This window comes from Candidatus Binatus sp., assembly GCF_030646925.1.
Lineage (GTDB): Bacteria > Desulfobacterota > Binatia > Binatales > Binataceae > Binatus.
In genome coordinates, this window is the sequence record NZ_JAUSKL010000094.1 from 1 (window position 1) to 12400 (window position 12400).

Below are 12400 nucleotides of genomic sequence, written 5' to 3' on the forward strand. Positions count from 1 at the left end.
GGTGCGCGCGGCCGATCTGATCTACGTGGTCGAGAACGGAACGATAGTTGAATCGGGCGATTGGGCGTCGCTAATCGCCAATCGGGAGAGCCGCTTCCGGACGTTGTGGGAAGCGCAGAGCCTGCACGTCGAATCGATTGATTAGAAAATGCTTTTGGGCATGTTTCGCGATGTCGCCCCGGCCGGTTGCTTGCAGCCTGCTGCCGCGCTGGCGCAGACTCGATCGATGAAGCTCTGGAAAGTCCTGACGACGGTGCTGCCGATAGCGATCGCAGTTGCGGGATGCGTGAACAAATCGATGAGCCAACCTGTAACCGATTCGACCGGCGGAATTCTCCAGGGCAAGGTTACGAGGGGGCCGCTCAGCCCGATGTTTCAACCGGGGCAAGGAGCGCCGACCGGCGGCGAGGTGGTGGATGCGCAGATTGATATCGCGAACGCATCCGGCAAGCTCGCATCGTCGCCAAAGACCGACGCGAACGGCCGCTTTAGCGTGAATCTCGCGCCGGGCGCCTACACGGTGACGATGCCGTCGCTGCAGGGCGCGCTCTTCAGCCACGATTTGCCGGCCACCGTCACCATCGTCGCGGGACAGACGCAACGCCTCGATATCCACCTTGACACTGGTATCCGCTGAAGCGCGGCGGTGCTCTCCGAGAGGCGCTAAACGCCGCGGGCGGTGGGACTCCAGATATGTTTGTGCATCTGTAGTTGCATCCGCACCGGCAGCCGATCCTCGAGAATCCAGGCGGCCAGCGCGGCGGGATCCAGTTGCCCGAAGACGGGACTCAGCAGGATCGCGTTGACGCGGGCGCCGAGTCCGCGCTCGGCGATCGCGGCGCGCGCCCATTCGTAGTCGGCGCGGTCGGCGACGACGAACTTGATTTCATCGCGAGCGCCGAGATGCTCGAGATTGCTCCAGAGGTTGCGCGCGGATGCGCCGCTGCCGGGGCATTTGAGATCCATGATCTTGATCACGCGCGGGTCGAGTTTGCTCACGTCCGATGCACCCGAGGTTTCGATCATCACGGTCTTGCCCGCGTCGAGCAGCGTGTTCATCAGCGGGTGCACGCCTTCCTGCAGCAGCGGCTCGCCGCCGGTGACTTCGATCAGATCGCATCGGTAACTATCGACGATTTGTGCGACTTCGGCGATCGACATCCGGCGGCCTTCGTAGAATGCGTACTCGGTATCGCACCATTGGCAGCGGAGATTGCATCCGGTGAGGCGCACGAACACGCACGGGCGGCCGGCATAGGTCGATTCGCCCTGGATGCTGTAAAAGATTTCGTTGATGTGCAGCCGTTCGGACTTCATTTTTGGTGAGTGTGATGCGGTGCGACGGTCGCGCGGGCCGCATCGCGCGCCGCGTCCATCACGTCTCTGAGCGCTGCGCCGTGGCGATTCGCAGCCGCGCGGCAATCGTCGTATTCGGGCGAAATAGTCGCGGGCGAATGTCCGTTGGCGCTGGAAAACTTGACGCGAATTTTGCCCCATCGCGTGTCGACTTCGCGGGTCTCCCGAAAGAGCTTGAGGCGCGCGACCGGATGATAGCGGAGTCCGATCGTCGAGGTCTCGGCGAAAATCACCGCGGCAAGTTCCTCGCGCCGCGCGGCTTCGGCGATCACGCCAAGCGTAATCGCGGGCCGTCCTTTCTTCATCACGGTCGGCGTGAGCGTGACGTCGCGCGCGCCCGCGGCAAAGAGTCGCTCCATCAGGTGGTCGTAAATCTGGGGATTGAGATCGTCGATATTGGCTGAAATTTCGATCATTTCGTCAGAGTCGAAAGCGCCAGTTTCGGCGCCCACGATCATGCGAAGGACGTTCGGGCGATCGGATGAATCGCGAGTGCCTGCCCCGTAGCCGATTTTCTCGGCTTTGAAGCTGAGCGGCAGTTCGGCGGGACGCGCCAGCGCGCGCACCACTGCGGCTCCGGTCGGCGTGACCATCTCGCCGATACCGTCGCCGAGGCGCACCGGAAATCCCGCGAGCAATTCCGCAGTCGCGGGCGCGGGCACCGGGATGATTCCATGCTGCGAGCGCACGAAGCCGGAACCCATCGGCATCGCCGATACGATCAGGTCGGTGACGGCGAGTTGTTCGAGGCCCCACGCGACGCCGACGATATCGATGATCGAATCGACCGCGCCGACTTCATGAAAGTGAACGTGGTCGGGAGTCGTGTTGTGAATCTTCGCTTCGGCCGCGGCGAGCACCTCGAAGATCGCGATCGCGCGGCGCTTGACCGAATCGGCGAGCGCGGAAGAATCGATCATGGCGCGGATTTCGCCGAAATGGCGCTCGGGCTGCGGCTCGGTCACCTCGACATCGAACTTGACCGCCGAGATTCCGCTGACGACTTTGCGGCGCGTCGAGAGCTTGTAGCCGGAGAGCGCAACGGCAGCGATCGCTCGCTCGAAGTTGTCGAATGAGACGCCGCAGTCGAGGATCGCGCCGACGATCATGTCGCCGCTCAGCCCAGAGAATGCATCAAGATACGCGGTCTTCATCGTTAACCTTTACATGGTATCAGGGCGCCGATAGAATCAAAAACTTGGCTACTGACGGGCCAATCACCTAATGAGGCAAAGAGACCTCAAGCTGTTCCGAAAATTACTCGACGGGCGCAAGCGCGAGATTCTGCAAGAGGCGGAGCGCGCGCTGGGCATGATGAATGAGCCGGAAGAAGCGTTTGCGGACCCGACCGATCGCGCGGCGATGGAATCGGACCGGACGTTCCTTTTGCGAATGCGCGATCGCGAGCGCAAGCTGCTCGGCAAAATCGACGAGGCATTCGATCGAATCGAGGACGGCTCATACGGGCGCTGCGAAGAGTGCGACGGCGAGATCGGAATCGAGCGGCTGAAGGCGCGCCCGGTGACCACGTTCTGCATCGGATGCAAATCGGCGCAGGAAGCTCGCGAGCAGAAAAGCTGAGCCGCGCACAACCCTGAATAGAAGCGAAGCGATATGAAAGTAAGGAAGGCAGTCATCCTTGCGGCGGGCATGGGTACGCGAATGTTGCCGTCGTCGAAGGTGATCCCCAAGGAAATTTTGCCGGTGATCGATACGCCGGCGATCCAGATGGTGGTGGAAGAGGCGATCGCGTCGGGGATCGAGGAGATCGTGATCGTGATCAGCCCCGGCAAGACGACGGTGATCGATCATTTCAACCGCAATCGCGAACTCGAGCGCCATCTCGAAGAGCGCGGCAAGCGGGAACTACTCGAGATCGTGCGGCGCAGCAACAATCCGGCGAAGATCGTCGTCGCGGAGCAGCGGAGTCCGCTCGGCCTTGGTCACGCGGTGCTGCAAGCGCGCGAGGCGGTCGGCAATGAGCCGTTCGCGGTGATGCTGCCGGACGACATTTTCGATTGCCCGCGGCCGTGTCTGCGGCAGTTGCTCGACGTCGCGGAAGCCGAGGATGCGCCGGTCGTGGCGCTGCTCAAAGTCGCGCGCAGCGAAATCTCGAAGTATGGAATCGTCGATGCGATTCCCGCCGGTCCGCGGCTCTACGAATTGCGCGGCCTGGTCGAGAAGCCCGCAATCGAGGATGCGCCGAGTGACCTTGCGATCATGGGGCGCTACGTCGTGACGCCCGAAGTGTTCGCGTTGCTGGCGGAGGGCAAGCCGGGCGCCGGCGGCGAGATTCAATTCACCGACGCGCTGATGGCGCTCTCGAAACGGCGCAAGATTTTCGGCTACGAGTTCGAGGGCATCCGCTACGACCTGGGCGATCGCGTCGGGTTCATCTCGGCGCAAATCGGGTTCGGCTTGAAACGGCCTGATCTCGCTGATAGGTTGCGAGCTTACTTGCAGTCAATTATCGCGCAATAATACTTGCGTCTCAGGCCACGGATGGGGCAGTAGCTCAGCTGGGAGAGCACTACGTTCGCAACGTAGGGGTCGAGGGTTCAAATCCCTTCTGCTCCACCATTCAGTCCTTGCGTTTCCGGATATTCGGGAGAATTGCTCGAAATCTGCGCCTGTGCGCGCGATTCGCGATCACCCATGGAACCAGAGAGGGTCTTTTGCTGCGCTAATCGTAGGAATCCGCCAAAACCTATCCGCGCGGGATTTGGGTGGTTCCATCTGTGGGTGCAGTCTATTGGATTCCGAGCGCTTGCCCCTGCTCGGTCCACAGCAGTGGGAGATCGATCCGTCGGGTGAGGTCGATGACGGTCAACTCGGGCGGCTGGTGGCCTTCGACAATCGCCTCGACAATTCCGGGTGCCAGAAATCCAAGCGGCATCAGCTCTCGCACATACCGAGCCGCGACACCATCCCGCTTCGCGATCTCGCCAACCGACTGTACGCGGCCTGCGATCAGGTCTTGCGACCACCGGCGGGCGCGGGCGACTGCCTTGAGCAGCGGAAGGTCGACCCGGCTGGGTGTGGAGTCGCCCTCGAGTACCATCCGCATTTCGACACCGCGGCGCTTCACCTGCATGGGGAGCAATTTCTTGAGAGAAAGATGATCCGTAGGTGCACGGCTTTCCGTTCCAGGAGGTAGCAGCGGTAACTTCAACAATAGATGGAAACCCTCGCGGCTGAGCTCAACCCGTTCCGTTAGCTCGCTAAGCGCTGATGCGGCTTCTCTCTCGGATCGCAGCCGTTCAGTCCACACCTGAGCAGACTCGAGAACTGGCTTCAGCTGATTAGGGTCTGTGCCAGACTCTTCAAGCGCGAGCGCGATCGCTGCCCGGTCGCTGAGAATCTCCCGAGCCGCAGCAGAGATGGTCTGCTCGATTTCTGGCGCGGATATCCGCCACGCCTGTTCTGCGTCTTGCGACTCACCTCTGACCAGTCTTCGAGAAACGTAATAGCGGTAGCGGCGTTGACCCTTTGCCGCGCCCTGCACATAGAGCGGCTCGCCGCTTTCGTCGAATAGCTTCCCTGCCAGCGGACTTAGCGTTGCCTCGGTCTTGCGGCCTTCACCCTGCCGGACCGCCCGGCTGCGTAGCTGTTGTTGGACCCGTTCCCACAGCTCGCGGCTAACAATGGCGTCGTGCTGTCCCGGATGGCGTTCGGTCCGGTGTCGGATCTCCCCCACGTAGATTGGGTTGGAGAGCAGGTTGTAGAGCGCTCCGCGCGAGAATGGCTTGCCTCCGCGTGTGTTGCCCTTTCTTGACGCCCTGGTGGCCGACACAACTCCGCGGCTGTCCAGATCCTTCTTCAAAAGCCGGACGCTGCCGAGTTCCAGGTAGCGCTCAAAAATGTGCCGTACGGTTGTGGCCTCGCTTTCGTTGATCACCAATTTGCGGTCGCGGACGTCGTATCCGATTGGGAGAGCGCCTCCCATCCAGATTCCCTTGCGCTTGGAGGCGGCGATTTTGTCGCGTATGCGTTCGCCGATAACTTCGCGCTCGAACTGCGCGAACGATAGCAGCACGTTGAGGGTGAGCCGCCCCATCGAGCTGGTGGTATTGAACTGCTGGGTGACCGCCACAAACGACACCGCATGAGCGTCGAACAACTCGACCATCCTTGCGAAGTCGGCGAGCGAGCGGGTGAGTCGATCTACCTTGTATACGACCACGACATCGATCAAACCGTCGCGTATGTTAGCGAGCAATTGCTGGAGCGCCGGTCGCTCCATCTTACCGCCCGAAAAGCCGCCGTCATCGTAAGCCGTCTTGACTAGCCGCCAGCCCTCGCCCGCTTGGCTCCTGATGTACGCCTCGCATGCGTCACGCTGCGCGTGCAGCGAGTTGTAGTCCTGCTCGAGTCCTTCTTCCGACGACTTGCGGGTGTAAATTGCGCAACGCCTGATCGAGATATTAGCCACGTACCGCCTCCTTGGCCCGGCGCTTGAGTCCGAAGAACAGAGGTCCCGACCAACGGGTCCCCGTAATTGCGCGCGCTACTTCCGACAGCGACTTGTAACGCCGACCGCGGTAGACGACGTCGTTGTCGAGCACAGTGACCCGGTGGCTGACCCCCCGCCACTCCCGGATTAGTACGGTCCCCGCACTGGCTCGCCGTTGCGGAATGCCCTCCTGACCAACCTCTCCGCGGCCATCGCAAACACGGTCAAGGATCCGTTGCGCGGACGGCTTGAGACCACCGAAAGCCCCTTCCTGGAGGCGGTAGGCGATTACCCGAATCAGAGAGGAACGGCCGATATGGCCTGACGGCTCCCTGCCATACAAGGTCTTCCACCGCTCGCGAAGGTCCGTGATACCAGCCTTCGATAGACCCGAAATCTCGTCGCTGAGCGCACCAAGGTCCAGAACGGGCGCCCGCCGCTTCATAAATCGTTTCTCTCGATGTTTCGCGACCTTCAGCTTATCCAAGCTCATATGCGGTCCTCCTCGAGGGGGCCCCTATTGGCGGCCCCACGACACCACACATTGCTCGATTCGCGGCACAGAGCCAGTCGTGTACGACGGGAGATTTCGGGCAAAATGTCGGCTCTGGCCAAGGCCCCCTCTTCTCCGCCGCGATTCCCGTTCGCCTTCCAATCGCCTCGATCGTGCACACCATCGATGCGCCAATCGCCGGGCCTCTACCCTTCTGCGCGAATGGTGTTGGAAAATTTGGGGAAAACCACTCGCTTCACGCTCCGACTAGAGCAAACATCCCGACGAGCCCTTACAGCTCAAGGAGTTTAGAGCGAAATGGAACAAGCGAAACTGGCGAAGGTAAACGAGCATAAGCCTGCGGGACATTCCTCAACATCGGCCCCGAAGAAAGCGGGTCGGGAAAAGGCTGAGTCCGCACGGCCGCTCCGGAAGGAGATGGGCAGCAAGTCGAAGTCAGAGAAACTCGTTTGTCGCTACTGCGGGAGCGATGACCTGGCGCCGAGCTTCATCAAGCGGCGGGATCGTCGATGCCGCAAGTGTTTCAGTAAACGCTATGGATCAGCGGCACTGACCCCGAAGGTGAAGATTAAGAAGTAGTTTGACCACGGCGTGGGAAAGGGGACCGGGCTCGAAAGGGCTCGGCCCCTTCTCTTTCAGAGCTACATCTGGGGACGATGCTGACTGACAACACACCCAACTACGGAATCGGCGGCAACAACCGAGATGACGGATCGCTCGAACTAATGCATTCCGGCGATTCAACGGCGCCTGATCTCAAGACGCTAGACTTTCCGGCGCGTTCGGAGCTTTTCTAGCCACAACCGTTAGTGCCGCTCTTCCAGCACTCCGAGTTCACGCCACATCCAGCTGAAATCGTACGGCGGCGTTCCGTCCTTCTTGGCGCGGCGGCCCTCGCCGTTCTCAAGACTCTTGAGCCAGCCGATCACCTTCTGATGCCCCTCCGGAGTGCGAACCGCCTCACGTGGCGGGATGTTACCGAGCGCGGGGAGCGGTTCGTCGATCACCCGGCGGTAATGGCGATCAAGAAGCTCCTGCATGACACGCGCGGTCTCCTCAGATGGAAGTTTGAGCGCGGCCTCCTCGGCCGACGAACGCTTGCGGGCGCGATGCTCTTCAAGCGCGCTCTGCACGCTCTGGGTCTCCGTTACCGGCGTTGCAACTAACCCGCCCAGAAGCTTCATGAGCATCTGTTTGCCGCGCTCGGCGCGGGAGGCTGAATTAACTTCGAGTACCAGCCACTTGCCCCGCAGTTCCATATGGCCGAGGACAAGTGCGCCGGTCTCATCCCAACTGGCAAGCGACATGCCGTCTTCGGGTCTTTTGCCGCCTTGCTCACCGTCCTGACGATGCCAACTCCAGTATTCGCTTTTCGATTCGCGCGCGAGTTCCGGCACCTGGTCGAGAAGCCGCGCCACCTCGGCCCGGTGCTCTTTGGCAACCGCGAGCCTTACCTTCGTGAATACGACCTCCTCGCCGTCGAAGTTGGTTAGAGCCGGCCGCGGTGCCCTGAGTTGGCGAAGCGTGTAGTCAAGCCATATCAAAGTGAAGACCCGCGCACCGCCCTCGAGCGCGATGGTCCGATCGGCGAGCAACTCGTCGAGTTCGCGCATCTGTTTTTCGGTCAGCGCTGGCAGGCGTTCAGCGATCGAGCGCTTCGCCCGCTCGGGGCTTACGCGAAAGATACGTAACACCGCATCGGCCGGTTCCTGCTCGAAGTTAAGGACGGCGCCGGAGAGATAGTGGCGACCGCCGATGGTCAGAATTCGCGCGGCAATCCGATCCCATATCGCCGCGCTCTGCGAACCAAGCAGTTCGTCCACCTCAACCGGCTCTCCCCCGCGCACCAGGTCGCGCAGCACCAGGCCGCGCCCCGGCTTCACCCCGTCCACCTCGTAGAGGCTCATCACCGAGCCGCGCAACGCGCGCAGATAGTCGCGAGCCTGGAGCGATTCCTTCCAAACCGCGCTGGTCGAGGTAGTCGTCGATAACGTTGTCGCGCATCGAAGCAGCCCGGCGCGAACAAAAGTCCTCGAAGGCGCATGCTTCGACCATCTCGTAATGGAACTTGCCGAGGGCCTCGGTGAGTTCGTCCTCGGTCATGCCGGCCTCTGCGCACACCGGTTCAAAGTGGGCAGCGATGGCTCGCATACACTCTTCTTTCCATCGCTCCCGGGCCGCCCAGCGAGCCAGGTGCTCAAGCGCTTCATCACTTCCTGGAATTCTCATCGGACCAACTCCGAAACCAACCAGACTGTGACCTGCCGTGACGCCGGTCTTACGGAGAAGACGTGCCATACCTTCGCTCGACTGCATCGATGAGCCTAAAGGCAGCCCCAACGTTGACATAGCTCGTTCCTCTGTCGCAGACCGCCTTCTTTCGTTCGGATACCGCCGGGTGAATCAGATTCCGATAATTTTTCGCAAGAAGACACGCGTCGTACAGTTCCCCCTCGATCTCGTGTAGCTGTTTCGCAACTTGAAGATAGTGGTGAAGACTCCACTGTTGCGAAGTCAAGTTGTCAGTTGGCAAGTCTTTGGGCACGCCTGTCGACCGCTTGGCAACCGCCGCCGCTAATTCACTCTGTGAATGTCGCTTAAGGACTGCAAGAAGTACGGCTTCAATAATCGAGCCGGAAAGTACCGTGCATACTTTCCATTCTCCGTTGGCTAATGCTTGCTCTGCCGATCTCAGATCCACGAGCAGTGAGGACCGTAGTTCAGCATCAGGAATGAAGTTCATTCCGAGCGTCGATTGGGATGGTGCCTGATCAGGACAGTCTGCAAGCGCGTTCTTTACGATGGACAGGCAATCCTCGTCACCAAGTTGACCGGGGAGCAACATTTGCGGCCACTGAAATTGGTTAGGATTGTGAGTTCCAATCGCGACATTGGCCCGAAGATGTGCCAACGCCAAAATGAAGTGTCCGTTCGTTTTCGGGTCAAATACCAATAGCTCTTCTGGAATCATGTCAATCAGCTCAAGGATGCCGTGCATAATTCCCGCACGATATCTTGAATTGTCCCTGTCGCTGACATGGTCGCGCCAATTGAAAGTCCACGGATATTGCTGCTCGATGATCTGAGCCACATCCTTGGGTAATATTCGTATCATCCTAAGCGCCTCCCCGATGACACCTTCACTTGCCAGATCCTAGCATTGTTTTACATCTTGAAGACGCTCAGAAACCCGCGATTCCTCGGGACTGCTTCTGGGAAAAGGGGTTCGGAGTTTCGAATCCCCCTCGCTCCGCCACCCAGTCCTCGATGTTGAGCATTCTCCGCAGATATGCGCGAAATGCGCGCGTGTGCGCGGGTTCATGGCAATCAAAGCGGACTGGAGCATCACAGCTGGCTTGGATCGTCGCCGATTTTGCCGGATTTCTCTCCGCCCGCGGTTCAGTCGGTGCGCTTTGGCGGACTGCTCGCTGCTCCAACCAACAAAGCCGCCAAACATTAACGGAGCAGCGAGGGGGAAGTTCCCCCTCGCACTCCCCCTGATCAGACCTGCCGCAAGGTGGTTCAGTTCACTTCGGCGACCCCCTCCACTTAGGTGGGTCAATATTCAACCGACGTTGACATGCTACTCAGCGACAAGCAGTTCTGGACCGTCGTTCTTGACGCTGTTGGCGAGCGGCGATGCAGGCTGTGCGAGCAGGACATCGTCAGCCGCGGGAATCAGCAGCCGTTTGAGCGAGAGCGGATCGGCTTCGGTAGGATTCATCCAATCATCGGCGGCGCGGTTGTCGAGAATGACGGGCATCCGGTTATGAATGGGCCGCATCACCGCGTTGGGCTCGCAGGTGATGATCGTGAAGGTCGTCTCGGGCCGCTCCTTTTCGGGAAACCAGTCTTCATACAAGCCGGCGAAGAGGATCAGATTGCCATCGGCGCGATGAATCCACATCGGACGCCGAGCACTCTTCGGCCCGGTCCATTCATAAAAGCCGTCCGCCGGCACCACGCAGCGGCGCTTTCTGAAGGCGTCGCGGAACGAGGGGCGCACCTCAACGGTCTCGGCCTTGGCGTTGATGCATTGGCTGGCGCGCGAGTTGTCCTTCGCCCAGCGATTAACCAAGCCCCAGTGTGCGGACATGACCTTTCGATTTTCAAATTCGGTCGTGACGATGAAATGCCGCTGCGTCGGCGCGATGTTGTAGCGGGGCGTATAATCGCGCAAGTGGCCGGCCGGAACGCCCAGCTCAGCAGCAAGCGAGTTGCGATCACCGCGCGTCAGCGTGTATCGACCACACATAGCGGGGCAATTTTAACTCAGCCCGTGATGGCCGTACAGCAAGCGACGCAAATTGCTCCTGGCTGAATTAAGCCGCATTAATCTGCCGATTGCACTCGCTGAACGCGGCCCGATGTGAGGAAAACGATCAGGCCCAACCCAGCGCCAGTCGCTTTCAGATAGTCGCGCACCTGCCCGCGATACATCTCGATATCAGCCGCTGTCGGATTCACGTCGCTCTTCCAGTCAATAACCGCTTCAACGCGCCCTGCCTCAATAACGACTGCATCTGCGATGCCAGCGGTGAGCGACGCAGTTTGATCAACGACCGCAGCCGCATAGACCCGGAACTCCGGCAACAGCTTAGGACGCAACTCCGCAATTTCCGGAAGCTCGAGCGTACGTTGCGCGACAGAGGCCATCTCGCGGCTGGACGGACCAGTTGCAGCATCTTCCGCATCATCGATCCCAAGTTGCGTAAGGAGTTCAGAGCCGCGGGCTTGGAGCGTGGCTACGTCATCGGCTAATTCGCCGGTAAGCACCTCTTCCATGAGCTTGTGCAGAACCAAGCCCCGTTCGCGACCGCCCTGAATCATGGTTTTTTCGGCTGCCGCAGGCAGGCTCTCCAAGATCGCCTCGGCGCCGACGAATACCTCGTCGGGAGTTTCTATCGGGACGAACGATCCCTCATGGCGACTGGGCTGATGCCACGAGATGCTCCGCTGCGCCGCAGCAATTGCGGCCGCTTCGCGTTCCCATGTCGGGACATCCTGGGCATTGCCGCTGCTGGAGACGGGCTGAGGCGCTAAACCTCTGAATCGCGCACCATCAAAGAGGGGGAGCGTATTAATATCGAGATTGATGAGGCTAAGCCAATCGGTCCCAATTCGTTCGTTTTGCTTCGGCAGAAGAAGCAAGTCCCGCGCACGGGTCAGAGCGACGTACCAAAGACGCACGCGTTCGCGACGTAGCGCTTCCGTTTCCTCCTGACCAACGGCCTCATAATCGAGACTCGGAAAGTCGAACACTCTAAAGTGCACGCTGTCGTCACGGCGGCGATAGAGGAAACTCATGTCCGACCAGAGAAGGGTCGTGGAATTGATAGGAATGACGATGGGCCATTCCAGACCTTTCGCCGAATGGATGGTGATGATCGACACCGCATCCGCCTCGGCATCCGGCCTGCCTTCGGTTTGAGCGTCTCCATCTTCCCAACGCTGCCACAGTGCGCGGGCAAAATCACCGATGCCGCGCCCTGCGTATGCCCGCGCCATTTCCAGTACAAGTTCAACATTAGCCAGCGCTCGTTCGGCTCCGCGTGGCAGGCGCGCCTTGAGGATCGGCCGGACGTGAAGCTCCTCCACGGCCTCCGCAAGAAGGTGGTAGGGCGTCGTGCGGCGGGCCTTGTGTGCCAAGTTTTGTAACACGGTGAGTGTCTGCTTCAGGACTACATGTTTGATGATTGCCGGATCGGTCCACAGGTTAAGGCGATGCGCGCTTGTTGTTGCTTGCTGAAGAACATCGATCTCATTGGCGATTTCTTCTTCAGTAAGTCCTACCAGCGGTCCTCGAAGTAGAGCGCCGAGCGCCAGCGTGTCGCGACGATCTGCAATTGACCTGGCGATTGCGATCAGGTCTTGGACTTCCTGGCGGCGAAAGAAGCCTTTGCCGGCCTGCGAGGCGATCGGGATTTCACGGCTCTCTAGCAGGCTGCGGAAAAATGCCGAACAGTCACGAGTTTTTCTGTGCTGATGAGTTGGGGTCGCTACTTGGTTAAGGGTTTGGAGGTCGAAAGTGGCTCATCCGCTGCTGCTGGTGGGTGTTTCAGGTGACGAGGGGGATC

General features: G+C 60.0%; 11 protein-coding genes, 1 tRNA gene and 1 pseudogene. 4 read left to right on the forward strand and 9 right to left on the reverse strand.

The annotated features are described in order from the left end of the window. Positions 1-226 precede the first annotated feature (226 nt). Positions 227-637, forward strand: coding sequence for a carboxypeptidase-like regulatory domain-containing protein (locus Q7S58_RS16730; protein ID WP_304828384.1), 411 nt, complete (start codon positions 227-229; stop codon positions 635-637). A 26-nt stretch (positions 638-663) separates the two neighbouring features. On the opposite strand, the gene Q7S58_RS16735 is transcribed toward Q7S58_RS16730, so the two are convergent. Beyond that, entirely contained in the window at positions 664-1317 is a 654-nt protein-coding gene (locus Q7S58_RS16735) for a radical SAM protein (RefSeq protein ID WP_304828387.1), read from the reverse strand. Beyond that, the gene (larC, locus tag Q7S58_RS16740) at positions 1314-2510 is read right to left on the reverse strand and encodes a nickel pincer cofactor biosynthesis protein LarC (protein WP_304828389.1); all 1197 of its coding nucleotides are present in this window, start codon (positions 2508-2510) and stop codon (positions 1314-1316) included. The genes Q7S58_RS16735 and larC overlap by 4 nt, the downstream gene beginning before the upstream one ends. A 70-nt stretch (positions 2511-2580) precedes the next feature. Here larC and dksA point away from each other — a divergent pair, with 70 nt between their 5' ends. The 3 genes from dksA to Q7S58_RS16755 all read left to right on the forward strand — a co-directional run bounded on the left by dksA (position 2581) and on the right by Q7S58_RS16755 (position 3936). After that, a complete protein-coding gene (gene dksA, locus Q7S58_RS16745; protein WP_304828392.1) occupies positions 2581-2937 on the forward strand; it encodes an RNA polymerase-binding protein DksA in 357 nt (118 codons plus the stop codon). A 33-nt stretch (positions 2938-2970) separates the two neighbouring features. Next, complete coding sequence (locus Q7S58_RS16750) at positions 2971-3837, forward strand: UTP--glucose-1-phosphate uridylyltransferase (protein WP_304828395.1); 867 nt, start codon at positions 2971-2973, stop codon at positions 3835-3837. A 23-nt stretch (positions 3838-3860) separates the two neighbouring features. Further along, positions 3861-3936: transfer RNA gene (locus Q7S58_RS16755), tRNA-Ala, on the forward strand. Between the two features lie 169 nt (positions 3937-4105). On the opposite strand, the gene Q7S58_RS16760 is transcribed toward Q7S58_RS16755, so the two are convergent. The 7 genes and pseudogenes from Q7S58_RS16760 to Q7S58_RS22280 all read right to left on the reverse strand — a co-directional run. Continuing rightward, on the reverse strand, positions 4106-5788 hold the full coding sequence (locus Q7S58_RS16760; RefSeq protein ID WP_304828398.1) for a recombinase family protein: 1683 nt from the start codon (positions 5786-5788) through the stop codon (positions 4106-4108). Then, positions 5781-6296, reverse strand: a complete 516-nt coding sequence (locus Q7S58_RS16765) for a DUF2924 domain-containing protein (protein WP_304828401.1) — start codon at positions 6294-6296, stop codon at positions 5781-5783. Before Q7S58_RS16765 ends, Q7S58_RS16760 begins: the two co-directional genes overlap by 8 nt. 833 nt (positions 6297-7129) lie before the next feature. Next, positions 7130-8230, reverse strand: a complete 1101-nt coding sequence (locus tag Q7S58_RS16770) for a hypothetical protein (RefSeq protein WP_304828403.1) — start codon at positions 8228-8230, stop codon at positions 7130-7132. 371 nt (positions 8231-8601) lie between these two features. Continuing rightward, positions 8602-9438, reverse strand: coding sequence for a hypothetical protein (locus Q7S58_RS16775; RefSeq protein ID WP_304828405.1), 837 nt, complete (start codon positions 9436-9438; stop codon positions 8602-8604). 468 nt (positions 9439-9906) lie between these two features. Continuing rightward, a complete protein-coding gene (locus Q7S58_RS16780) occupies positions 9907-10578 on the reverse strand; it encodes an SOS response-associated peptidase (protein ID WP_304828408.1) in 672 nt (223 codons plus the stop codon). 77 nt (positions 10579-10655) lie between these two features. After that, positions 10656-11984 (reverse strand): 3'-5' exonuclease, encoded by a 1329-nt coding sequence (locus Q7S58_RS16785; protein ID WP_304828411.1) that lies wholly within the window; start codon positions 11982-11984, stop codon positions 10656-10658. Positions 11985-12104: 120 nt separating this feature from the next. Further along, positions 12105-12266, reverse strand: a pseudogene (locus Q7S58_RS22280) (3'-5' exonuclease); the annotation flags it as partial. Positions 12267-12400: the final 134 nt, after the last annotated feature.

Bases quoted from the DNA above. Each gene is read 5' to 3' on its own strand.
- Q7S58_RS16730 (WP_304828384.1), top strand. From the start codon at position 227: ATGAAGCTCTGGAAAGTCCTGACGACGGTGCTGCCGATAGCGATCGCA.
- Q7S58_RS16735 (WP_304828387.1), bottom strand. From the start codon at position 1,317: ATGAAGTCCGAACGGCTGCACATCAACGAAATCTTTTACAGCATCCAG.
- larC (WP_304828389.1), bottom strand. From the start codon at position 2,510: ATGAAGACCGCGTATCTTGATGCATTCTCTGGGCTGAGCGGCGACATG.
- dksA (WP_304828392.1), top strand. From the start codon at position 2,581: ATGAGGCAAAGAGACCTCAAGCTGTTCCGAAAATTACTCGACGGGCGC.
- Q7S58_RS16750 (WP_304828395.1), top strand. From the start codon at position 2,971: ATGAAAGTAAGGAAGGCAGTCATCCTTGCGGCGGGCATGGGTACGCGA.
- Q7S58_RS16770 (WP_304828403.1), bottom strand. From the start codon at position 8,230: ATGAGCCTCTACGAGGTGGACGGGGTGAAGCCGGGGCGCGGCCTGGTG.
- Q7S58_RS16775 (WP_304828405.1), bottom strand. From the start codon at position 9,438: ATGATACGAATATTACCCAAGGATGTGGCTCAGATCATCGAGCAGCAA.
- Q7S58_RS16780 (WP_304828408.1), bottom strand. From the start codon at position 10,578: ATGTGTGGTCGATACACGCTGACGCGCGGTGATCGCAACTCGCTTGCT.